This window comes from Weissella paramesenteroides, assembly GCF_051903945.1.
Classification (GTDB): Bacteria; Bacillota; Bacilli; order Lactobacillales; family Lactobacillaceae; genus Weissella; species Weissella paramesenteroides_A.
The window spans coordinates 1,238,989-1,262,150 of sequence record NZ_CP192268.1 but is presented as its reverse complement, the minus strand read 5'-3'; the positions used below and the strand labels follow the sequence as shown (position 1 = coordinate 1,262,150).

General features: G+C 37.7%; 20 protein-coding genes, 1 tRNA gene and 1 rRNA gene. All 22 read left to right on the top strand.

The genetic code is table 11. From position 1 onward, the window contains the following. Positions 1-120 precede the first annotated feature (120 nt). The 22 genes from alaS to ACQ4QH_RS05955 all read left to right on the top strand — a co-directional run bounded on the left by alaS (position 121) and on the right by ACQ4QH_RS05955 (position 23,114). A complete protein-coding gene (alaS, locus tag ACQ4QH_RS06060) occupies positions 121-2,769 on the top strand; it encodes an alanine--tRNA ligase (RefSeq protein WP_439818159.1) in 2,649 nt (882 codons plus the stop codon). Positions 2,770-2,817: 48 nt separating this feature from the next. After that, complete coding sequence (locus tag ACQ4QH_RS06055) at positions 2,818-3,069, top strand: IreB family regulatory phosphoprotein (RefSeq protein WP_002829001.1); 252 nt, start codon at positions 2,818-2,820, stop codon at positions 3,067-3,069. 34 nt (positions 3,070-3,103) lie between these two features. Next, positions 3,104-3,538 carry a Holliday junction resolvase RuvX gene (gene ruvX / locus ACQ4QH_RS06050; RefSeq protein WP_002829000.1) on the top strand — a complete coding sequence of 145 codons (435 nt, stop codon included), beginning with the start codon at positions 3,104-3,106 and terminating at the stop codon, positions 3,536-3,538. Positions 3,539-3,549: 11 nt separating this feature from the next. Continuing rightward, positions 3,550-3,834: a DUF1292 domain-containing protein gene (locus ACQ4QH_RS06045; protein WP_439818158.1), complete on the top strand. Its 285-nt coding sequence runs from the start codon at positions 3,550-3,552 to the stop codon at positions 3,832-3,834. 109 nt (positions 3,835-3,943) lie between these two features. After that, complete coding sequence (locus ACQ4QH_RS06040; protein WP_439818157.1) at positions 3,944-4,216, top strand: DUF1292 domain-containing protein; 273 nt, start codon at positions 3,944-3,946, stop codon at positions 4,214-4,216. A gap of 95 nt (positions 4,217-4,311) precedes the next feature. Then, positions 4,312-4,992: a ComEA family DNA-binding protein gene (locus tag ACQ4QH_RS06035; protein ID WP_439818156.1), complete on the top strand. Its 681-nt coding sequence runs from the start codon at positions 4,312-4,314 to the stop codon at positions 4,990-4,992. Between the two features lie 161 nt (positions 4,993-5,153). Continuing rightward, the gene (locus ACQ4QH_RS06030; protein WP_439818155.1) at positions 5,154-7,238 is read left to right on the top strand and encodes a ComEC/Rec2 family competence protein; all 2,085 of its coding nucleotides are present in this window, start codon (positions 5,154-5,156) and stop codon (positions 7,236-7,238) included. Between the two features lie 62 nt (positions 7,239-7,300). Beyond that, entirely contained in the window at positions 7,301-8,326 is a 1,026-nt protein-coding gene (gene holA, locus ACQ4QH_RS06025) for a DNA polymerase III subunit delta (RefSeq protein WP_439818154.1), read from the top strand. A 138-nt stretch (positions 8,327-8,464) separates the two neighbouring features. Further along, positions 8,465-8,734, top strand: coding sequence for a 30S ribosomal protein S15 (gene rpsO, locus ACQ4QH_RS06020; RefSeq protein ID WP_040761154.1), 270 nt, complete (start codon positions 8,465-8,467; stop codon positions 8,732-8,734). 55 nt (positions 8,735-8,789) lie between these two features. After that, on the top strand, positions 8,790-9,044 hold the full coding sequence (rpsT, locus tag ACQ4QH_RS06015; protein ID WP_002828993.1) for a 30S ribosomal protein S20: 255 nt from the start codon (positions 8,790-8,792) through the stop codon (positions 9,042-9,044). A 246-nt stretch (positions 9,045-9,290) separates the two neighbouring features. Beyond that, positions 9,291-11,186, top strand: coding sequence for a ribonuclease J (locus ACQ4QH_RS06010; RefSeq protein ID WP_439818153.1), 1,896 nt, complete (start codon positions 9,291-9,293; stop codon positions 11,184-11,186). A gap of 122 nt (positions 11,187-11,308) precedes the next feature. Continuing rightward, positions 11,309-12,232, top strand: coding sequence for a hypothetical protein (locus ACQ4QH_RS06005; protein ID WP_439818152.1), 924 nt, complete (start codon positions 11,309-11,311; stop codon positions 12,230-12,232). Between the two features lie 201 nt (positions 12,233-12,433). After that, entirely contained in the window at positions 12,434-13,621 is a 1,188-nt protein-coding gene (tuf, locus tag ACQ4QH_RS06000; protein WP_002828990.1) for an elongation factor Tu, read from the top strand. Positions 13,622-13,864: 243 nt separating this feature from the next. Further along, complete coding sequence (tig, locus tag ACQ4QH_RS05995) at positions 13,865-15,154, top strand: trigger factor (protein WP_002828989.1); 1,290 nt, start codon at positions 13,865-13,867, stop codon at positions 15,152-15,154. Positions 15,155-15,285: 131 nt separating this feature from the next. Beyond that, positions 15,286-16,533 carry an ATP-dependent Clp protease ATP-binding subunit ClpX gene (gene clpX, locus ACQ4QH_RS05990; RefSeq protein ID WP_439818151.1) on the top strand — a complete coding sequence of 416 codons (1,248 nt, stop codon included), beginning with the start codon at positions 15,286-15,288 and terminating at the stop codon, positions 16,531-16,533. 12 nt (positions 16,534-16,545) lie between these two features. Then, on the top strand, positions 16,546-17,172 hold the full coding sequence (gene yihA, locus ACQ4QH_RS05985) for a ribosome biogenesis GTP-binding protein YihA/YsxC (RefSeq protein WP_439818150.1): 627 nt from the start codon (positions 16,546-16,548) through the stop codon (positions 17,170-17,172). A gap of 135 nt (positions 17,173-17,307) precedes the next feature. Further along, entirely contained in the window at positions 17,308-17,538 is a 231-nt protein-coding gene (gene zapA / locus ACQ4QH_RS05980) for a cell division protein ZapA (RefSeq protein WP_439818149.1), read from the top strand. Beyond that, a complete protein-coding gene (locus ACQ4QH_RS05975) occupies positions 17,538-18,077 on the top strand; it encodes a CvpA family protein (protein ID WP_439818148.1) in 540 nt (179 codons plus the stop codon). The genes zapA and ACQ4QH_RS05975 overlap by 1 nt, the downstream gene beginning before the upstream one ends. 42 nt (positions 18,078-18,119) lie before the next feature. Next, positions 18,120-20,507, top strand: coding sequence for an endonuclease MutS2 (locus ACQ4QH_RS05970; RefSeq protein WP_439818147.1), 2,388 nt, complete (start codon positions 18,120-18,122; stop codon positions 20,505-20,507). Between the two features lie 73 nt (positions 20,508-20,580). After that, a complete protein-coding gene (gene trxA / locus ACQ4QH_RS05965; protein ID WP_002828982.1) occupies positions 20,581-20,895 on the top strand; it encodes a thioredoxin in 315 nt (104 codons plus the stop codon). Between the two features lie 501 nt (positions 20,896-21,396). After that, positions 21,397-22,971 (top strand): 16S ribosomal RNA (locus tag ACQ4QH_RS05960). Between the two features lie 70 nt (positions 22,972-23,041). Beyond that, positions 23,042-23,114, top strand: a tRNA-Ala gene (locus tag ACQ4QH_RS05955). Positions 23,115-23,162 lie beyond the last annotated feature (48 nt).

The window sequence follows — 23,162 nt, the reverse complement described above, 5'->3', positions numbered from 1 at the left end:
AAAGAGGTAATGATACAGACAATCATTGCAATCGGAGTGGTACCGCGTATTTGCGTCTCTGTTATTGCAATGGCTGTCTGTTTTTATTTAATATTTTTTGAAATGAGGCTTACATTAAAGATGAAAGAATTATCATCGGCTGAGGTTCGTAGCTTATTCTTGCGTTTCTTTGAAAGTAAAGGACATAAAATTGAACCATCACAATCATTGATTCCACAAAATGATCCAACACTTCTTTGGATTAATTCTGGTGTTGCAACTTTGAAAAAGTATTTTGATGGTTCGGTTGTTCCTGAGAACCATCGGATTACAAATGCACAAAAATCAATTCGAACAAATGATATTGAAAATGTCGGACATACAGCTCGTCATCATACTTTATTTGAAATGATGGGTAATTTTTCAATTGGTGATTATTTCAAAGAGGAAGCAATTCCATGGGCTTGGGAATTATTAACAAGTCCAGACTGGTTTGGCATGGATCCAGATAAATTGTATGTAACTGTGTACCCAAATGATGATCAAGCGAAAGATATTTGGTTGCATAAAGTTGGGCTTCCTAAAGATCATCTTTATGAAGAACCAGATAATTTTTGGGATATTGGTGAAGGCCCCTCAGGACCTGATTCTGAAATTTTCTATGATCGGGGTGAAGAATTCAATGATCCTGATGAATCGGAAAATTATCCAGGAGGTGAGAATGAGCGTTACTTGGAAATCTGGAATCTAGTATTTTCACAGTTTAATCATTTGCCTGGATTAACGGATAATAAGGATTATCCTGAATTACCAACAAAAAATATTGATACTGGTATGGGATTAGAGCGTGTGGTTTCTGTATTCCAGCATGCGAAAACTAACTTTGAAACTGATTTATTTTTGCCACTTATTCATAAAACTGAGGATATTTCAGGACAATTTAAATATGGTGAAGACGATACGAAAGATATTTCGTTCAAGGTCATTGCTGATCATATTCGTGCCGTAACTTTTGCTATTGGAGATGGTGCATTGCCTTCAAATGAGGGGCGTGGATACATCATTCGTCGCCTATTACGTCGTGCAGTTTTACATGGTCGTAAATTAGGTATTAGCCAAGTATTTTTAAAGGATTTGGTTCCTGTAGTTGGTGAAATTATGATTTCTTATTATCCTGAAATTGCCAAGAATGCAGACTATATTGCTTCCATTGTTGAGGCCGAAGAAATTCGATTTAATAAAACATTAACTGATGGATTATCACTATTAGATGATGTGATTGAACAGGCCAAGAGTAAAAAGGGAATTATTGATGGTGCAATTGCCTTTAAGCTTTATGATACTTACGGATTCCCATATGAACTAACAGAAGAGTACGCAACTGATGAAGGCTTAAAGGTTGATCGTGATGGCTTTGATGAGCAAATGAAGGCTCAACAAGAACGTGCTCGTTCAGCACGTTCAAATAAAGCGTCAATGGGTGTTCAAAATGAGCTATTAACGGGTCTAAAGACGCCATCTCAATATGTTGGTTGGTCTGAATTAACTGTTGAACAAACTGAGTTAGTTAATTTGATTGTTGATAATAAATTGGTCGAAGAAGCTAATGCAGGTCAAGTACAAGCAATATTCGCAAAGACACCTTTCTATGCTGAAATGGGTGGTCAGGTAGCTGACCTCGGTATGATTTATGATGAATCCGGTCAAGCAGTTGCCAAAGTAACTGACGTGCAAAATGCACCAAACGGTCAACATTTGCATACTTTGTCAATTATTGCGCCACTTTTCGTTGGCAAGCAATACAAACTTGATGTTGATCGCTCATATCATGTTGCGGTATCAAAAAATCATACAGCGACTCATTTGTTGGATCAAACTTTGCGAAATGTTCTTGGAGAGCATACGACCCAAGCTGGTTCACTTGTAACTGCAGAAGGTTTGCGATATGATTTCACGTATAACGGTGCAGTGCCAAGTGAAAAGTTGCAAGAAGTTGAGAACATCATTAATCAAAAGATTATTGATAATTTACCAATTTCATGGATTGAAACGGATATTGAATCAGCAAAGAAACTAGGCGCAGTTGCAGTCTTTACTGAAAAATATGGTGAAAAGGTTCGTGTTGTTTCAATTGGTGATTACAATGCTGAATTTGATGGTGGGACACATGCTAATTCAACTGCTGAATTGGGGATGTTTAAAATAGTTGGTGAACAAGGTACAGGAGCTGGCGTTCGCCGTATTGAGGCGGTTACTGGATCTGGAGCAATGGCACTGTTCAAGCTACACGATAGCTGGTTGACTAAGGCAGCAGAACAAGTGAAAGCCCCACAGCTTTCAGAGATTAATGATAAAATTTCTGGGTTGCAAACGGCACTGAAAGAGGCAGAACGTCAAGCTGCTTCTCTTGAGCAGAAATTAGCTAATCAAGAAGCTAATGCTGCGTTTGCAAATCCTCAAAAAATTAATAATTATACGCTAATTGCCACAGAAATGGCGGTTGAATCAATGGATGTATTGCGTTCAACTGCTGATACGTGGAAGCAAAGTACACCTTCTGATGTATTAGTTTTGGCTGCTAACTTGGGTGAGAAAGTTAATCTACTAGTTGCAGTTTCACCAGAAGCAGTTAAAAAGGGTATTAAAGCAGGTGACCTTGTAAAGTCGATCGCACCAGCCATTGGTGGTGGTGGCGGTGGCCGTCCTGATATGGCTCAAGCTGGTGGAAAGAATCCAGCTGGTATCGCAGACGCCTTTAAGCAAGCAGCTGACTGGTTACAAGCAAAATAAGAAGTTAGTTATTATTAATAGAAAACCTTAAAGGGAGGTTTGGGTACAATGAGTTCATTGGATAATACAGCAGTATTTAAATTTGGTAATAATGAATCACATGATGTCCGAAAAATGTTGGAAGTGGTTTATGCAGCATTAGAATCAAAGGGATATAATCCAATTAATCAAATTGTTGGTTATTTGATTTCAAACGATCCGGCATATATTCCACGTGTTAATGATGCACGTAATTTAATTCGTAAATTTGAACGGGATGAAATTATTGAGGCGTTAGTAACAGATTATTTGGCAAAATAATGTCATAAAGCAACGTAGGAAGAGGTCAAATGATATGGGACGTATTCTAGGTTTGGATGTAGGATCGCGCACAGTCGGTGTTGCAGTTTCTGATCAATTAGGTTGGACCGCACAAGGCGTAGAAATTATTCCAATAAATGAAGATGAGAAAGAATTTGGTATTGACCGGATGAAAGAACTCGTAGCTAAGTATGAGCCAATTGGATTTGTTCTGGGATTACCCAAGAATATGAACAATACTTCTGGACCTCGTGTTGATGCTTCACGTGCTTATGGTGAGTTGTTGAAAGAGACTTTTGGCTTACCAATTGATTTTCAAGATGAACGCTTAACAACGGTTGAAGCAGAACGTATGCTAATTGAAGAAGCTGATACATCTCGTAAGAAACGTAAAAAAGTTATTGATAAATTGGCAGCAGGTTTGATTTTGCAAAATTATTTGGACCGAAAAGGATCATTGGTAAAGTAAGAGGTAAAAAAATGGATGAAGAACAAGACATTATTACATTAGTTGACGATAATGGTGATGAACAATTATTTGAAGTATTATTTACTTTCAAATCTGAAGAGTATGGTAAGTCTTATATTATTCTTTATCCAGCGGGATCCGGTGAGGATGAAGAAGTTGAGATGCTAGCCTATATTTTTGACCCAGAGGAAACACAAATTGCAACTGAAGGTGGTTTAACACCAATTGAAGATGATGCAGAATGGGCAATGGTTGAGGAACGTCTAAATCAATTTTTAGATGAACAAGAAAATTAGTTAAAGGTCATCAATCTACCGAACTTAAATAGGCGGATTGATGACTTTTCCAATATTTAATAACCGTTACTCATGTTCCTAGTACTAATTTTAATTAGGGAGAAATTAAATGGATAATGCGGAAATTTTTATTTTGACAGACTCAGATGGTCAAGAACATGAATTTCAAGAGCTTTTTTCATTCGACTCAGAGGATTTTCAACGGTCATATATCATTTTAGGTCCAGTTGAGGAAGCTGAAGCTGAGGAAATCGGTGTTTTACCATTTATTTATGATAAAGACGCTGAAGAAGGTATGTTACAGCCCATTGAAACAGATGAAGAATTTGCGATGGTTGAGGAAGTTATGAATACAATCTTCAATGATCCAAAATTACGTTAATATCGCCAGCATGATGATTGGAAACATTTTTGTTTTCAATCTTTTTTTGTACGCTCTAATTAAGTCTGCGTCTTTATTATTAAAAGGGGTAGAAAATGATTCAAGTTAAAGCAATGTATTATCGTTATCGACATCAAATATATTTTAGTTGTATTTTAATAGTTGTGGGAATTAGTTTTTTAATATGGTGGCAAGTTTCTCAGAGTAGTTCTAGTATGTCAGCGAAAGATATCACGACAATTTCAGCTCATCAAAATATAGCAAAAAAAAGTAAAACGTCCAAAAAAATGTTGCATGATGAACACTCAAAAAATGTTGTAATTGATGTAAAAGGTGCCGTCTATCGGCCAGGAGTTTATTATTTTGCCGAAGAGCCAATCGTAGCCGAAGTATTACGACGTGCTGGAGGACCGCTACCAAATGTTGATAATGTTCGAATAAATTTGGCGGCAACATTAAATAATGGTCAAGTGCTCTATGTTCCAGTGGAAAATGAACAGGTACCAGAAGCGTATCCTTTACCAGGAAACCCATCCCATAACGAACAACGTATTGAGCAAGCCAGCGGCCAAGATAGTTCTAATGATAAAATTAATCTAAATACCGCTGATAGTGCTACTTTGCAGAATTTGCCAGGAATTGGTGAAAAACGTGCACAGGACATCATTAAACAACGTGAAGCAATGGGTGGCTTTAAAACAATTACAGATTTACAACAAGTTAATGGTATTGGTGAAAAGACATTTGCAAAATTAGAGCCATTGGTAACGGTATGAAATCAGGATATTTATTAATTTTGGGAATGTGTTTAGCATGTGTTAATATAATATTTTTATTTCACTGTTGGTGGGCACTGCCGTTTTTGATATGGTTTATTTTATTGTTATACCGTAAATTTAATCACCATATGTTAAGCACCTGCATAATTATATGTATTATGGGTTACTTTGGTTATTGGCAGTTTAATATTGATCGTTTAATAAAAATGCCTACTGGTCAAATCGACACCTATATTTTAATTCAACCAGATGATATACAACTCAACCAAGAGTGTGGTTCTGGAACTGCAAGTTTAAAAAATGGTGAAAAAATACGTATTAGCTTCGACAAGCAGGGAACTATAGCTAAAAAATGTGCTCGAGATGCTCGACCAATTTTTGTGCAAATTTCTGGTGTTTTAAATCGTATCGATGAAGCACGTAATGAATTTTCGTTTAATCCACAGGCTTATTGGCGAAGTCGTGGTATCATCCATCGGTTACATATAAATAAGGGACATGTTTTAGGTTATGCAAAACCTAAACACTTTATTGAATTAATTAGTTGGACAATTCATAGTTTTCATTTTCGATTAGTTAGTTGGTTTGAAAGATTGCCCAAAGGACTGAGAGACTATGGTGAAACCTTATTATTAGGATATACACGATCGGAATTTTACATTGAGAATGATGGTATTCAACTTTTGGGGTTGATGCATCTGTTTAGTATTTCAGGATTTCAAGTAACCATTGTCTATCAACTATGGCGCCGCCTTTCACGACAATTATTTATTCAACGGGAACATTCGCTTGTGATTGTTCAATTTATGTTAATAGTTTTGTGGGTGTTTGCTGGTGGTGTGCAATCTTTGATTCGACCAATATTTTTAGGCATCAGCCAAGCCTGGCGTGATTTACACTGGATAGTTATTGATGCAAAGGATGCGTGGGGCTTAGCACTAATAGGTGGCTTATTAATTGAACCTGGCGTTTTACATAACTTCGGGGGGCAATTATCTTACTTACTGACTTTTGGATTACTTTGGCTTCAAGACAGACCAGCATCGATCCAAAGTATTTGGTTATCTTTTTTTATTTTACCTACCTTGTTGTGGCATACATTTAGTTGGCATCCGATTAGTTTGATAGCCAATTTACTAATTGTTCCCATATTTGTTTGGCTAATTATACCTGTGATTATTTTGGGAATTTTTTCAACAATCTGTCATTTTGTATGGCTTCAAGATATTTGCGAATGGATTATTAATTTAATGCAATTGTTTATTAAATTTGCTGCCAAGATTCCTGGGGAATGTTTATTTGGTAGGCCATCGATCTTTTTTTGCATTGTTTTAACTATACTACCATTGATATGGTTAATCGCTTGTAAGAAACGATTATTATTTTTAATATTGATTTGTTGTTATGGGATATTATGGGGAATCCCACGTTTTTTTCCAGGTGGCTTTGTGGCTTTTTTTGATGTTGGGCAGGGAGATGCAACTATATTACGTCCTTCACATAACCAAGTTACTTTGATTGACGTTGGTGGTAAAATTCGATTTTCGAAACATGACGAAACAAAGAAGAATACACATAATTACCAGGTAGAAGAGTTGACTCATTTTTTAAAAGGTCATGCCATTAATAGGGTTCAACAGCTAATCTTGACGCATAAGGATATTGACCATGTAGGAAATGTGTCAGATTTCTTAGAGCAGATTGATGTGGCAAAAATTTATGTACCTGCTGGTATGGAACACCAGGCTGGTTTTAAAAAGCGTGTTGCAAAATATGTACGTTCAGGTGGAAAAGTATATCCGGTGTTGGCCGGATTACATGTGACGAAAGATATTCAAGTTTGTCATCCAATTATTAAAGGAATGGGTGAAAATGACGATTCCATAGCAGTATACATTGATTTTAAGAAACTTAAATTAATGATGACTGGGGATTTATCTAAAAAGGGAGAGGTAGACATCATCAACAATTTTTATTTGCCACGAGTGGATATCCTTAAATTAGGACATCATGGATCAAAAACGAGTACAGATGAAATGTTTGTGAAACAGTTAAAGCCCAAAATAGGAATTGTTTCTGCAGGTATTAATAATCGCTATGGGCATCCGAACAAAGAAACGATGATGATAGCAAAAAATCATCATTTGAAAGTCTACAGTACTGCAAAACAGGGAATGATTAAGGCGAAATGGGGACTACTAAACTGTTATCAAATGTATTATCAACATAAGTTAAAACATTAGTAGGCAGAACTCGGTAGACGTGCTATCTTATAATATAGATAAAAATGAGAGGGGATGTTGTTTTGACCGTAACTTTAGCAGACGTTTTTAACGATGTACAGACAGGACAACTATATCCAATTTACTTTGTCCAAGGACAGGATCAATATTTATTAGATCTGGTCAGAGAAAAATTTTTAACAATTATTCAACCTGAAGATCGTGCATTAAACCTGGCCCAATTTGATTTAACTGAAGTACCTTTAAGTCTGGCAATTGACGATGCTAAATCAGTGCCCTTTTTTGGTAATCAGCGTGTCGTTATTCTAGATAATCCATATTTCTTAACTGGTGAACGGCAAAAAAGTAATTTAGAACATCACGTTGAGGATTTGGTAGACTATGTTAAACAACCTGAGCCGCAAACAACAGTTGTTATTTTTGCCCCCTACGATAAATTAGATAACCGGAAAAAAGTTACAAAATTGTTGAAGGAACAAGCGAGATATCTTTCGTTTGTTAATTTGAGTGATAAGGATATTAATCGTTTTATTGATCAACGAGTAAATGGAGCTGGCTATTTTATTAATTCTGCAGCAAAGCAAGAATTAATTAGATTGACTAATTCGTCATTAACTCAAATAATGTCTGAATTAGACAAATTAATGCTTTACACATTAAGTGAAAAACAAATTAATGTGTCGGATGTAAAAAAATTAGTAACACATACACTAAGTGAAAATATTTTTGATTTAATTGACTGTTTATTGAAGGGACAATTAACACGTGCCGTTAATTTATATCATGAGCTGTTGTCAACAGGTGAAGAACCATTGCGATTACATGGTGCATTAATAGGACAATTTCGCTTACTATTACAAGTTAAATCTAGTGAAAAAAGTGAAAAAGGGATAGCTTCTGAGTTAAAAGTTCATCCATATCGTGTGAAATTGGCAAAACGTGTTGTCAGAAAATTTAGTTATATACGTTTAGCAAGCGCCTATCTTGGTTTAGTAAGTATGGAAGAACAGTTAAAATCTACGAATCGAGATCCGGAATTATTATTTGAACTGTTTATTTTAAAATATAAAAATCAAATGGCTGAATAAAATACTTGCATATAATTGACTAATTTAGTATGATACTAAGAGTGCATTAGCATATGACCTTTTACTATGTTTGACGGTTCACCGTCGTCATACGTTGTTTGAGGCGACTATTATATTATGAAAGGTGGATATCCAACAATGGCTATTTCTGCAGAACGCAAGAATGAAATCATCAATGAGTTCGCTCGTCACGAAGGTGATACAGGTTCAGTTGAAGTTCAAGTTGCAGTATTAACTGCTGACATCAACGAATTAAACGGACACATGTCAGAGCACAAGCATGACTTTCACTCACAACGTGGCTTGATGAAGAAAATCGGTCACCGTCGTAACTTGCTACGTTACCTACGTAACAATGATGTACAACGCTACCGTGAGTTGATCCAAAAGCTTGGTTTGCGTCGTTAATATTAATATATTAATCACGTTTTTATTTTGACATTTATCATCGGAGGGAAAAGCGATGCCAATTATTGAGTCATCAATCCAACGTGCCCGCTTAAACAAAGTGCAACGCGAGCGTAACATCTCACAACTAAGTGCATACCGTACTGAAGTTAAGAAGTTCCGTGTTGCTGCTGAATCTGGCGAAGGTAACTTACAAGAGTTATTCGCTGCAGCTTCATCAGCAATTGATCGTGCTGCATCAAAGGGCTTGATTGCTAAGAACAAAGCTTCACGTGACAAGTCACGTTTGGCTTCATTGTTGAACAAGTAATTTATATTACAAATAGACAATATAAAAAGACTAGTAGCTTTGTGCTACTAGTCTTTTTTTAATGTAAAGTGACCTTTAACTGCTTTTCTAAATATTTTTCTATTTTATTTTCAAGTTAAACTATTTAAAAATTATGATAGATGACTTACAGGTTTTCTAGCGTGCGCTTATGTGGTAGTATTGTATTAAACATTTTAACGTTGGGTAAAATAAAAACCCGTGAAATAAAACGAGAATAGGAAAATTATGGCAACTACATTAGACATTATGCCGTTTGGTGGTGTGCGTGAAAATGGAATGAACATGTACGCTGTGACGGTTGATGAAGATATATTTATTTTAGATGCAGGATTGAAGTATCCTGAGAGTGATTTATTAGGGGTAGATGTTGTTATCCCAGACTATGCATACTTAGTTGAACATGCAGATAATATTGCAGGAATTTTTTTGACACATGGTCATGCTGATGCGATTGGTGCATTACCTTACTTATTGTCAGAGGTGCAAGTTCCAGTATTTGGTTCGGAATTAACGATTGAATTGGCAAAGTTAGCTATTAATAATGAGCCCAGTTTAAAAAATTATGATGATTATCATATTGTAAGAGGTAATTCTGAAGTTCGTTTTGGCAATGTGACAGTTTCTTTTTTTGAAACAACACATACAATTCCGGAGTCTTTGGGAATTGTGATTGAGACCGCGGTTGGACAAGTCGTTTACACTGGTGATTTTAAACTAGACACAACAGCATTACCATATTATCAAACGGATTTATTGCGATTAGCAGAAATTGGTCAAAAAGGTGTTGTGGCACTGTTAGCTGATGCGGCTGGAACGGCACACATTGGGACGCCAGATCATGAATCAGTACTAGGCGATTATATTCTGGAGAATTTCCACTTACACAAGTCTGGCCGAATTATCGTTGCTGCGGTAGCATCAAATATTCAACGTATTCAACAGGTAATTGATGCTGCATATAAAGTTGGTCGAAAAATTGTCATTTCAGGGAATGACTTGGAAAAGGTTGTGCGTACAGCTCTACGTTTGAAAAAGTTAATTTTACCAGTACCTGAAAATGAGATGTTTGTCTCTCTTAAGAATCTTTCTAAGCTGCCAGCTGATGAAACTGTTATTTTAGAAACAGGACGAATGGGAGAACCAATTCGTCACTTACAGAGAATTGCCCATGGTGATGATCGTAATATTAAAATTCAATCTGGTGATTTGGTATTTATAACAACGACACCATCTACTGCAATGGAGGGGTATGTTGCGAAAACACGTGATATGCTGTTTAGAGCAGGAGCCATGGTCAAACAGATATCTACTGATAAAAAGTCTTCAGGACACGCATCAAAAGATGATTTCCAATTAATGCTAAATTTGTTAAAACCTCAAAATGTTATTCCTGTTCAAGGAGAGTACCGTGTCTTGAATGAGGCATATCGAGCAGCAGAGCAAGTTGGATACGATGAAGACCACGTATTTTTACTAGCCAAAGGTGATAAGTTACGATGGAATGGTGAGAAGTTCTATCTTGGTGGATCAATTCAAGTAACGTCAACCATGATTGATGGATCAGGGGTTGGTGATATAGGTTCGATTGTTTTGAATGATCGACGCATTCTGTCAGAGGATGGTGTCTTTATTGCAGTTATCACGATTGATCGTAAAAAGAAAAAGGTGATTGCACCAGCCAAAATTGATTCTCGAGGATTTGTTTACGTCAAAACTTCGCGTGATTTAATGCATGAAGCGGCAGAACTGGTTGAACAGACTGTTGCAGAAGGTGTCAAGAATACAAAGGACTTTGACTGGGGTAACTTAAAAAACTCTGTACGAGATGCTTTGGGAAAGTTTTTGTATGAAAAGACAAGACGGAAGCCGGTTATTTTACCGGTTATTATGGAGGCAAATCAGAATGGTCGTCGCAGACGGACATCAGCACATCAAGGTAATAAAAATAAGTCTGTTAGTTCAAAATTAGTTAAAAAGCAAACTAATAAAAAGAATACGACCAATAATACTGATAAGCAGTCAGCTTCAAAAACAACTAATCGTAAGCCTAATAAGGCTCGCCGACAAAGAAAAAATAATAATCAACGCAAACAGTCAAAGCAAACTGTTGATGCCGAGTAAATAAAAAATCATTCTGTGATTTAGATGAAGAGATTCTTTTTTGTTTAACAATATAGTTAAATGATTAAGAATCTTTTAGTTTTAGGTAACTTAAGATCCAACTAGTTAGAAGGAATTTTAATATGACAAGTGAACAAAATACCAATGAGCGGTACTCAGCATTAGTTTCGGAAGCAAAAGAAGAAATTAACAATGGATCATTGAGCCGTGCGCTAGACACTTTGACTTTAGCGTATCAATTAAGACAAACAGTGGAAGTGAATCATCTTTTGGTAACCACGTTAATTGCACAAGGACAATATCAGGAAGCACAAATCATTGCAGACGAATATTTAGCCTCATATGCCAAAGAGGAACAAAGTGTAAAAACTTATCTGACCTTGGCACTTCATAACCATTATTTTCTAAATGCATGGGAATTTTTAACTTGGTTGCCAGAACGTTTGCAAGACAAGTTTCGATTCATGGTTGTTGAAGAGGAAGATCAATATCGATTAAACCAAGAAAAAACAATTCGAACAATTGCAAGGCAATTTTATCATCTTAGTGATGGAGATATGATTGAACAACAAAAGCGCTTATTAGCCGCGAATAAGTTGCCTTTAAGCGAATATGAAATTGGGGCAAAGTTTGTATTACGTGATCCATTTTTATCACAAATTTCACGTACCACCGTCCTAGATGAATTAAGGCGGGTTAAGACATCGGATTCAGTGGAATTTATGGATTTGAAAGGTAATCTAAACACATATATTCCTGCAAAATTAAAATCATTAGAACAAGACCAAACGTATGTTGATATTTTGAAAGAATTAGATAAGTATACTAAAAAGTTTGGACCAGACATGGTTCATGGACTGAAAGAACAAGTACATCTACTGTTAATGATAGCTTATCCGCAATTATCAATTGTTGTTCAAGATGTCACGAGTTGGGTTGCGGGGTTGATAGCGGAAACATTTGAATATGCTATGCCCGATGAGCCTGACAGCCAAGTTATTTGGCGTAATAAATTGCAAAATAGTTTAATGAATTTAATTAATTAGAAAAAACAAGAATATATAGAGAAAAATAAGTAAAAAATATTTACAAAAATAGGGAAGTTATATATAATAATTTCAGTCTCATATAGAGAATTAAAAAGATTTTCGTATCTTATTGTTTCAGTTATGAGGTATGTGTAGTATACTTATACTAAGCAATAAGGTTGATTCTAATCAACATGCGAATAATAGGAGGACAAGCTTTTGGCTAAGGAAAATTACGAGCGCACTAAGCCGCACGTTAATATTGGAACTATTGGACACGTCGACCACGGTAAGACTACGTTGACTGCCGCTATCTCAAAGGTACTATCAGATAAGGGTTTGGCTAAGCAAGAAGACTTTGCTTCAATCGATGCCGCTCCTGAAGAGCGTGAACGTGGAATCACGATCAATACTGCTCACATCGAGTACGAGACGGAAGCACGTCACTACGCCCACATCGATGCCCCAGGTCACGCGGACTACGTTAAGAACATGATCACTGGTGCCGCTCAAATGGACGGTGCCATCTTGGTTGTTGCTGCAACTGATGGTCCTATGCCACAAACTCGTGAGCACATTTTGTTGGCTCGTCAAGTTGGTGTTGACTACCTTGTAGTATTCTTGAACAAGACTGACTTGGTTGATGATGATGAATTGGTTGACCTAGTTGAGATGGAAGTTCGTGAATTGTTGTCAGAATACGATTTCCCTGGGGATGATATTCCAGTTATCCGCGGTTCAGCTTTGAAGGCTTTGGAAGGTGATCCAGAACAAGTTAAGGTTATCGAAGAGTTGATGGATACTGTTGACTCATACATTCCAACACCAGTTCGTGATACTGACAAGCCATTCTTGATGCCAGTCGAAGACGTATTTACGATTACTGGTCGTGGTACTGTTGCTTCAGGTCGTATCGATCGTGGAACTATCAAGTTGAACGAAGAAGTTGAAATTGTTGGTTTGAAGGAAGATGTTCGTAAGACAGTTGTTACTGGTATCGAAATGTTCCGTAAGACTATGCAACAAGGTGAAGCCGGTGATAACATTGGTGCATTGTTGCGTGGTGTTGACCGTAAGGAAATCGAGCGTGGTCAAGTTTTGGCTAAGCCTGGTTCAATTCAAACGCACACTAAGTTCTTGGCCGAAGTTTATGTTTTGACCAAAGAAGAAGGTGGACGTCACACACCATTCTTTACTAACTACCGTCCACAATTCTACTTCCACACAACTGATGTTACTGGTGTAGTTGAATTGCCAGAAGGTGTTGAAATGGTTATGCCTGGTGATAACGTAACATTCGATATCGAATTGATCGCACCAGTTGCCATTGAAAAGGGATTGAAGTTTACTGTTCGTGAAGGTGGCCGTACTGTTGGTGCCGGAACTGTTTCAGAAATCCTTGACTAATCTACAATTTGTCGTTTAGTTAATGGTTATAAAAAGAGAGTTATTGCATCAATGATGTGATGACTCTCTTTTTGAATTTTAAGAGAAAATCTTATATAATCTATAATGAAGTACTTTACGGTGAGTGGAATGTTTTATGGCATAATATTGTCAAAATAATGCGTTTCCGATATACTGATTAGGTATGTAAAGATAATTTATGTCGTGAATAGTGTAAAGCTAGCGACTATTGGAGGAAAAAACATGGCAAATGCAGTTTTCACTAAGGGTGAAGGCAATAAGGGAACAATTAAGTTTGAAGTTCCTGTTGATGTATACGCAAAGGGAATTGATGCAGCATTCAACGAAGTAAAGAAGCAAATCAGTGTCCCTGGTTTCCGTAAAGGAAAGATGCCAAAGCAGGTATTTTTCCAAATGTATGGTGAAGAGTCATTGTATCAAGATGCCTTGAACAAGATTCTACCAGACGTTTACGGAGAGGCTGTTTCAGAAACAGGCGCAATGACTGTTGGACAACCAAAAATTGAAGCAGAATCAATGAACAAGGGTGAAACTTGGGTTTTGACTGCTGAGGTTGAATTGGCCCCTGAAATCGAACTTGGCCAATACAAGGGTGTTGAAGTTCCTGCTTCTGACACATCAGTTTCTGATGCAGATGTTGATGAAGAACTTGCAAACATGCAACAAGGTCAATCTGAACTTGTCTTAGTTGAAGAAGCTGCCAAGAATGGTGATACTGTTGTCATCGATTTTGATGGTTCAGTTGATGGTGTTCACTTCGATGGCGGACAAGCTGATAACTATTCATTAGAATTGGGTTCAGGTTCATTTATTCCTGGATTTGAAGAGCAATTGGTTGGTGCAAAGGCTGAAGACAAAGTTGATGTTAAGGTTACTTTCCCAGAAGACTATCAAGCAGCTGACTTAGCTGGTAAGGAAGCCGTTTTCGAAGTAACTGTTCACGAAGTTAAGACTAAGGAAGTTCCTGCACTTGATGACGAGTTTGCTAAGGATGTTGATGAAGAAGTTGAAACTTTAGCTGAATTGAAAGAAAAAGTTAAGGCTCGCTTGGCAGATCAAAAGGCTTCAGCAGCTAAGGAAGCTAAGGAAGATGCCGCCGTTGCTGCAGCTGTTGATAACGCCAAGGTTGTTGGTGATGAAATTCCTGCCTCAATGATTGATGAAGATGTTCATCGTCAAATGAACCAAATGTTTGCATCAATGCAACAACAAGGTATTTCACCAGAGCTTTATTACCAAATTACTGGTACATCTGAAGATGATCTTCACAAGCAATATGAAGAAGGTGCTGAGCGTCGTGTGAAGACAAACTTAGTATTGGAAGCTATTGTTAAAGCTGAAGACATTAAGCCATCTGATGAAGAAATCGCTGCAGAAGTGAAGTCATTGGCTGAAGCTTACAATATGGAAGAAGATGCTGTCCGCAATGCATTGTCAGATGATATGTTGTCACATGACATTGCAATTAAGTCAGTTGTTGACTTAATTGTTGCCGAAGCAGTTGAAGCCTAAATATTGGTTTTAATAAAAAGGTTAGACTTTTGTAGAAGTCTGACCTTTTTTGTCTTTTTCCGGTAAGCGAAGTTTGATACAATACTTACAGTATTATAATTTAATGGATAGAAGTTATAGGAGGTTGGACAGTGTTTAATACGACTGACAGCTCAAATGGGGTTGCATACTGTTCATTCTGTGGTAAACCCTCTACTGAGGTCAAAAAGTTGATTGCTGGCCCAGGGGTTTACATTTGTAATGAATGTGTTGCTTTAGCCCAAGACATTATTAACGAAGATTTACAACAGGATGCAATGGCGCGGACACTAACATTGAAGACACCGCGTGAAATCGTTGATAATTTAAATGAATATGTTATCGGTCAAGACGATGCTAAACATACTTTGGCAGTTGCTGTCTATAACCATTACAAACGTGTTAATGCAAAATTAACGGGTGAAACGGGGATAGAGGGTGTTGATCTTCAAAAATCAAATATCGCTGTGATTGGACCAACTGGTTCTGGAAAAACTTATATTGCACAGTCAATGGCTAAATTGTTGAATGTACCTTTTGCCATTGCAGATGCAACAACATTGACAGAAGCAGGTTATGTTGGTGAAGATGTTGAGAACATTTTGTTAAAGTTAATTCAAGCAGCGGACTATGATGTTGAGCGTGCCGAAACTGGTATTATCTACATCGATGAGATTGATAAGATCGCTAAGAAGGCTGAGAATGTATCAATTACTCGTGATGTGTCTGGTGAAGGTGTGCAGCAAGCATTGTTAAAGATGCTAGAGGGAACAATTGCTAATGTTCCACCTCAAGGCGGCCGTAAGCATCCAAATCAAGAATTTATTCAAATTGATACAACAAATATTCTCTTCATAGTTGGTGGCGCTTTTGCTGGTATTGAACAGATGGTTAAAGAGCGTCTTGGGGCTAAGGTTATTGGTTTTGGTACCGATGCTAAAACACAACAATTGCAAAGTTCGGATAAATCAATTATGCAACAAGTATTACCTGAAGACTTAATGAATTTCGGATTGATTCCAGAATTTATTGGTCGATTACCAATATTAACAGCGTTAGAAGAACTAACTGAGTCAGACTTAGTTCGTATTTTGACTGAGCCTAAGAACGCTTTAGTCAAGCAATACCAAGCTTTGTTGGCTCTAGAGGATGTTGATCTCAAGTTTACTGATGATGCGCTGAAAGCAATGGCACATTTAGCTATTGAACGCGAAACTGGTGCTCGTGGATTGCGGTCAATTATTGAAGAAGTTATGCGTGATGTTATGTTTGATGTGCCATCTCGTGAAGATGTTACGGGTGTGGTAATTACAGAAGGTGCTGTATTACGCCAAGATGAACCTGAATTAATTACAGAATAGTGGGGTACGACGATGGAAGTTCATCAAGTTGAAATGGTGATGTCTGCAGTTCGTGAATCACAATATCCAACGGATGGTTTACCAGAGGTTGCCTTTGTTGGACGATCAAATGTTGGTAAGTCATCATTGACTAATGTGTTAATTAACCGTAAATCTTTTGCACGGACATCTTCACAGCCTGGAAAAACACAAACGCTAAATTTTTATAAAGTTGAAAATCAAGTTTTTTTTGTGGACGTCCCTGGCTATGGGTATGCAAAGGTATCAAAAAAAGCACGTGAAGATTTTGCTATCATGATTGGTGAATATCTTCGCAAAAGAGAGCCATTAAAGGGAATTGTTCAATTAGTAGATGCACGTCATTTACCTTCACGAGAAGATATTGAAATGTATAATTGGTTAATTTCAGATGATATTGGCTTGCCTGTATTGGTTGTTGCAACAAAAGCTGATAAAATATCTCGTGGAAAATGGAATAAAGTTGAAGCTGATATCAAACGGAGTTTACAGTTTAATGAAGAGTTATCAGATTTTGAAATTTTTTCTGCGGAAACCAAGTATGGAAAAGACAATATTTGGGATTGGCTGGAAGCACGAATGTTAGATGGTAGTGAGTTTGATCCATCAGATTTTGAATAATTTGAAAACAGGGAACTAGTTGATTAAGCTAGTTCTCTTTTTTCGTACTTTATTTTGTGTCTATACCCTAAGCTGTATCCTGGTTATTTTTTTGATATACTAATAACTAATGATAAATTAATGGAGGCTAACGACATGGCTGAGAAAACACGTTTTAAAGGAACTATTTTAGGTAAAGAATTAACAATTACATCTAGTGAGTCTCAAGCACATATGAAGGCAGTGTTTGAACTGGCAAATGAACAATTGGATCATATACATCAAGCAGCTCCAAAGCTGAATGATAATCAATTACTAACATTGTTAGCAATTAACGCTTTATCTGACCAATTAAAAATGCAAATTAAAAAGGATAAAGAAGAGTAATGACATTGTTTTCTTTAATTATTGTTATCCTAATCTTTTTAGCGATGATCCATGGTTATCGATTAGGAATGGTCCGTAGTCTGACAATGCTTGTTGGTAGACTTATTGTTTATACATTTGCCATTCTTTTAGCGCACAAACTAGGTAGTTGGTTGTATAGTGCCTTTTTTAATAGTATTTCTGCCAATTGGACTGCAACTAATGTGCCAACGACAGCAGCCAGTCAACCAGCAGAATTTTTGGCATCAGGGATTGCTTTTACAATAATTATTTTAATTGGCATGTCAATCGTTAAAGCGATTGAGAGAAGTTTACGTTTTATTAATAAAATTCCAATATTGAGCACATTAAATCACTTAGGTGGTTTGATTGTTCTGGGTTTGGTGGTATATGTTGAAATTTTTTTCGTTTTGCAAATAACACAGACATTAAATATTCCTTGGTATACACAAGAAATGGCAAATTCGTCTATTGCCCAGGGAATAATGAATAATACACCTTACCTTTCAGAGGCTGTTTATGATTGGTGGTTATTGTAAGTGAATTAGTTTAATCATGAAAGTTGGTAGTAAAAATATAAAATGAATAAAAAAATTTTAAGAACGCTAGAATATGATGCGGTTAAGACACAAATTAAGCCATTCTTATCAACTGTGGCTGGTGAAAAAGAATTACGTAATCTTTTGCCCACATCTGATGCACAAAAAATGAAACAGTGGTTAGCCGAAACCGCTGATGCATCTCGTGTACTTCGTTGGCAAGGAGGAATCAGTATTCCAAAACTTGCAGACGTTAAGCCCCACATGCAACGCCTACGAATTCATGCAGCATTGAGTGGTACGGAGCTTGCACAAGTTGGCCGTGTATTGTTTACGACAGGACAAATTCGAAGTTTTTTTGAAAATTTAGTTGCTGATCGTGGTGAAACTTTGCCAGCATTAGCGGTCTATTATAATGAACTGGTTATCTTACCTGAATTGACAAGACGTGTGAATGTTGCAATTGATGGTGACGGTCGTTTAAATGATGAGGCGTCAACTGAGCTTCATCGCATTAGACAAGCGATTACGGGTACAGAGAATGCAATTAGACAAAAAATGCAGGATTATACGCGAGGTAAGACAGCACAATATTTGTCAGATCCAATTGTGACCATTCGTAATGATCGGTATGTTTTACCAGTTAAATCAACGTATCGTCAAAAATTTGGCGGGGTGGTTCATGATCAATCACAAACAGGGCAGACGTTATATATTGAGCCTGCAGATGTGGTTGACATGAATAATCGACTGAGAGAATACACGTTAAAGGAACGTCAAGAAGAGGAAAGAGTACTGATTGAATTATCAGCTCAACTCGAGCCTGAGGCAGATAGTATTGAAAATAATGCTCAGATTCTTGGCCATTTGGATTTTTTGAATGCAAAGGCACGATATGCGGCTGTAATAAGAGCGATTGAGCCTGAATTTAGTGCAGAAAATCATGTACGTCTATTAAAGGCGCGTCACCCATTATTAAATCCAGATAAAGTTGTGCCCAATGACATTATAATTGGTGAAGATTACAGTGCGATTATTGTGACTGGGCCTAATACGGGTGGAAAGACAATTACGCTAAAAACGCTAGGTTTATTACAAATAATGGCACAGTCAGGTTTATTTATTCCTGTGGCTGAGTATTCTAGTGTTAGCATATTTAAAGAAATCTTTGCTGATATTGGTGATGAGCAGTCAATTGAACAGTCACTGTCAACATTCTCTGCTCATATGGTAAATATAATTGATATTCTATCAGGGACAGATAAAGATTCTTTGGTTTTGTTTGATGAGTTGGGGGCAGGAACAGATCCACAAGAAGGAGCTGCTCTTGCTATGGCTATTTTAGATGCTGTGGGTGAAACTGGGGCCTATTCTGTTGCTACGACACACTACCCAGAACTAAAAGTATATGGCTATAATCGAGCGGATACAATCAATGCCTCGATGGAATTTGATATTGATTCACTACGACCAACATATAAGTTTTTGATTGGTGTTCCAGGACGTTCAAATGCACTTGAAATTGCTAAAAAATTAGGCCTAGATAAAAAAATTATTGATAGTGCGTCTGCATTAACAACTGAAGATTCGCAAGAATTAAACGACATGATTGCTGATTTAGTGGCAAGAAGAAATGCAGTTTTGACACAGCAAGTTGAATTGACCCAAAAAGTCATTGAAAATCGTCAATTAAAGAATGACTATGAGTCAAAACTTGAATCTATCGATAAAGAGCGTGCTAAAGCAGTTGAAGAGGCAAAAAAAGAGGCTAACCATATTGTTGCTGATGCCCGTCGTAAGACTGATAAAATTATTGCCGATTTACATAAGATGGCGCGTGATGGTGTATCAATTAAAGAAAACAAGTTGATAGATGCAAAAGGTGCATTGAACGCTATGCATCAAGAGCCTTCTGCTACAAACAATCGAATTTTACGTAAAGCTAAACAAGCAAAGCAAGTTCCGCTTGTGGTAGGTGATACTGTGCTTGTTCGTGAATACGGACAACAAGGGACAATTGTACGTCAGTTGAAAGATAATAAATTTGAGGTTCAAATGGGTATTCTGAAAATGGTGTTGACTAGTGAAGAAATTGAAAAGCAAGCTAACCAGTCAGCTAATGAACCCAAGTCAACCAAAAAGAAACATCGTAATAGTTCAAGTGTTAATACTAATAAAGCAATAAACCGTGCCGAGGCCTCTGCAAAGTTAGACTTACGTGGTGTTCGTTATGAACCTGCCATGGCTGAATTAGATCGTTTTATTGATAATGCATTGTTAAATAATTTATCTTCCGTTGAAATTATTCATGGAAAGGGTACTGGTGCTATTCGCCAGGGCGTCCAGGAGTATCTTCGTTCACATCGTCAAGTGCAATCATTTAAGTTTACTGGCCCTGATCAGGGTGCGACTTATGTACAATTTAATTAGGACGCATCTATCGACAAATTGCTCACTACGGTTTATACTGACAATAAATAAGTGTTAAGAGGGAGAAAATTTAATGGCTGTAATAGATATAAATGATGATAATTTCGTATCAGAAACAAGCTCAGGCGTGACAATTACTGATTTTTGGGCTACTTGGTGCGGCCCTTGTCGTATGCAGTCACCGGTTGTTGAAACGGTGTCAGAAAAGATGGATAACGTGAAATTTACAAAGATGGATGTTGACGAAAATCCAGCGACAGCTCAAGAGTTTGGAATCATGGCAATTCCCACTTTACTAGTTAAAAAGGATGGTGAGGTTGTTGAGCGTTTGACTGGATTCACACCAGCTCATCAGCTTGAGGCCATTTTGGCTAAGCACGTAGACTAATTATAAATTACATTAATGTACAGCTATCAATTGGCATTTAATAATGCTGATTGGTAGCTTTTTTAGTAGCTAATTATTGATAGGTGATTTCATAAAATTATTGACGGTTGATGTTGTTAGCAGTATATTAATAAAGCACTGTTTTTAGGACGCGCTAATATTTAATTTAGTAATTAATTTATAATCTAAAATTTTATTGACTTTTCTTAAAAATATGTGTATTATTTATCAAGTTGTCGCTTATATTATTTAAAATATAGTTTTAATAAATTTAAATAAAAAAGTTATTGACAAATCAATCTTAAGTCTGTAATATAGATTAAGTTGTCAGCGAGACAACAACCGTTGATCATTGAAAACTGAATATCGTTTCGATGAAACAAATGTGTAGGGTCATCAAGTAATTTACTTGATACAAAAACATTTGCGAAGTCAATTCGCTAATAAATTCGTTTAACTTCTGTTAAACAAATAACAACAATTGAGTTATACTCAAACTTTTAAAATGAGAGTTTGATCCTGGCTCAGGATGAACGCTGGCGGCGTGCCTAATACATGCAAGTCGAACGCTTTGTCTTTAACTGATATGAAGAGCTTGCTCTGATTTGATTTTATCTGACAAAGAGTGGCGAACGGGTGAGTAACACGTGGGTAACCTACCTCTTAGCAGGGGATAACATTTGGAAACAAGTGCTAATACCGTATAATACCAACAACCGCATGGTTGTTGGTTGAAAGATGGTTCTGCTATCACTAAGAGATGGACCCGCGGTGCATTAGCTAGTTGGTAAGGTAACGGCTTACCAAGGCAATGATGCATAGCCGAGTTGAGAGACTGATCGGCCACAATGGGACTGAGACACGGCCCATACTCCTACGGGAGGCAGCAGTAGGGAATCTTCCACAATGGGCGCAAGCCTGATGGAGCAACGCCGCGTGTGTGATGAAGGGTTTCGGCTCGTAAAACACTGTTATAAGAGAAGAACGGCACTGAGAGTAACTGTTCAGTGTGTGACGGTATCTTACCAGAAAGGAACGGCTAAATACGTGCCAGCAGCCGCGGTAATACGTATGTTCCAAGCGTTATCCGGATTTATTGGGCGTAAAGCGAGCGCAGACGGTTATTTAAGTCTGAAGTGAAAGCCCTCAGCTCAACTGAGGAATGGCTTTGGAAACTGGATGACTTGAGTGCAGTAGAGGAAAGTGGAACTCCATGTGTAGCGGTGAAATGCGTAGATATATGGAAGAACACCAGTGGCGAAGGCGGCTTTCTGGACTGTAACTGACGTTGAGGCTCGAAAGTGTGGGTAGCAAACAGGATTAGATACCCTGGTAGTCCACACCGTAAACGATGAGTGCTAGATGTTCGAGGGTTTCCGCCCTTGAGTGTCGCAGCTAACGCATTAAGCACTCCGCCTGGGGAGTACGACCGCAAGGTTGAAACTCAAAGGAATTGACGGGGACCCGCACAAGCGGTGGAGCATGTGGTTTAATTCGAAGCAACGCGAAGAACCTTACCAGGTCTTGACATCCCTTGCCAATCCTAGAAATAGGATGTTCCCTTCGGGGACAAGGTGACAGGTGGTGCATGGTTGTCGTCAGCTCGTGTCGTGAGATGTTGGGTTAAGTCCCGCAACGAGCGCAACCCTTATTATTAGTTGCCAGCATTCAGTTGGGCACTCTAGTGAGACTGCCGGTGACAAACCGGAGGAAGGTGGGGATGACGTCAAATCATCATGCCCCTTATGACCTGGGCTACACACGTGCTACAATGGCATATACAACGAGTCGCCAACCCGCGAGGGTGCGCTAATCTCTTAAAGTATGTCTCAGTTCGGATTGTAGGCTGCAACTCGCCTACATGAAGTCGGAATCGCTAGTAATCGCGGATCAGCACGCCGCGGTGAATACGTTCCCGGGTCTTGTACACACCGCCCGTCACACCATGAGAGTTTGTAACACCCAAAGCCGGTGGGGTAACCTTTTAGGAGCCAGCCGTCTAAGGTGGGACAGATGATTAGGGTGAAGTCGTAACAAGGTAGCCGTAGGAGAACCTGCGGCTGGATCACCTCCTTTCTAAGGAAAATCGGAAACCTACACATTCAACGAAACGATATTTAGTTTTGAGTGGTTAACATTCAAACATGGGGAATTAGCTCAGCTGGGAGAGCACCTGCTTTGCAAGCAGGGGGTCATCGGTTCGAACCCGATATTCTCCATAACAACCATCTGGTTGTTAATTAGTTCTTTGAAAACTGAATCATAAT

Bases quoted from the DNA above. Each gene is read 5' to 3' on its own strand.
- ACQ4QH_RS06005 (WP_439818152.1), top strand. From the start codon at position 11,309: ATGACAAGTGAACAAAATACCAATGAGCGGTACTCAGCATTAGTTTCG.
- rpsO (WP_040761154.1), top strand. From the start codon at position 8,465: ATGGCTATTTCTGCAGAACGCAAGAATGAAATCATCAATGAGTTCGCT.
- ruvX (WP_002829000.1), top strand. From the start codon at position 3,104: ATGGGACGTATTCTAGGTTTGGATGTAGGATCGCGCACAGTCGGTGTT.
- ACQ4QH_RS05975 (WP_439818148.1), top strand. From the start codon at position 17,538: ATGACATTGTTTTCTTTAATTATTGTTATCCTAATCTTTTTAGCGATG.
- ACQ4QH_RS06010 (WP_439818153.1), top strand. From the start codon at position 9,291: ATGGCAACTACATTAGACATTATGCCGTTTGGTGGTGTGCGTGAAAAT.
- ACQ4QH_RS05970 (WP_439818147.1), top strand. From the start codon at position 18,120: ATGAATAAAAAAATTTTAAGAACGCTAGAATATGATGCGGTTAAGACA.
- ACQ4QH_RS06035 (WP_439818156.1), top strand. From the start codon at position 4,312: ATGATTCAAGTTAAAGCAATGTATTATCGTTATCGACATCAAATATAT.
- ACQ4QH_RS06045 (WP_439818158.1), top strand. From the start codon at position 3,550: ATGGATGAAGAACAAGACATTATTACATTAGTTGACGATAATGGTGAT.
- ACQ4QH_RS06040 (WP_439818157.1), top strand. From the start codon at position 3,944: ATGGATAATGCGGAAATTTTTATTTTGACAGACTCAGATGGTCAAGAA.
- tig (WP_002828989.1), top strand. From the start codon at position 13,865: ATGGCAAATGCAGTTTTCACTAAGGGTGAAGGCAATAAGGGAACAATT.
- yihA (WP_439818150.1), top strand. From the start codon at position 16,546: ATGGAAGTTCATCAAGTTGAAATGGTGATGTCTGCAGTTCGTGAATCA.
- rpsT (WP_002828993.1), top strand. From the start codon at position 8,790: ATGCCAATTATTGAGTCATCAATCCAACGTGCCCGCTTAAACAAAGTG.
- ACQ4QH_RS06030 (WP_439818155.1), top strand. From the start codon at position 5,154: ATGGGTTACTTTGGTTATTGGCAGTTTAATATTGATCGTTTAATAAAA.
- zapA (WP_439818149.1), top strand. From the start codon at position 17,308: ATGGCTGAGAAAACACGTTTTAAAGGAACTATTTTAGGTAAAGAATTA.
- trxA (WP_002828982.1), top strand. From the start codon at position 20,581: ATGGCTGTAATAGATATAAATGATGATAATTTCGTATCAGAAACAAGC.
- ACQ4QH_RS06055 (WP_002829001.1), top strand. From the start codon at position 2,818: ATGAGTTCATTGGATAATACAGCAGTATTTAAATTTGGTAATAATGAA.
- alaS (WP_439818159.1), top strand. From the start codon at position 121: ATGAAAGAATTATCATCGGCTGAGGTTCGTAGCTTATTCTTGCGTTTC.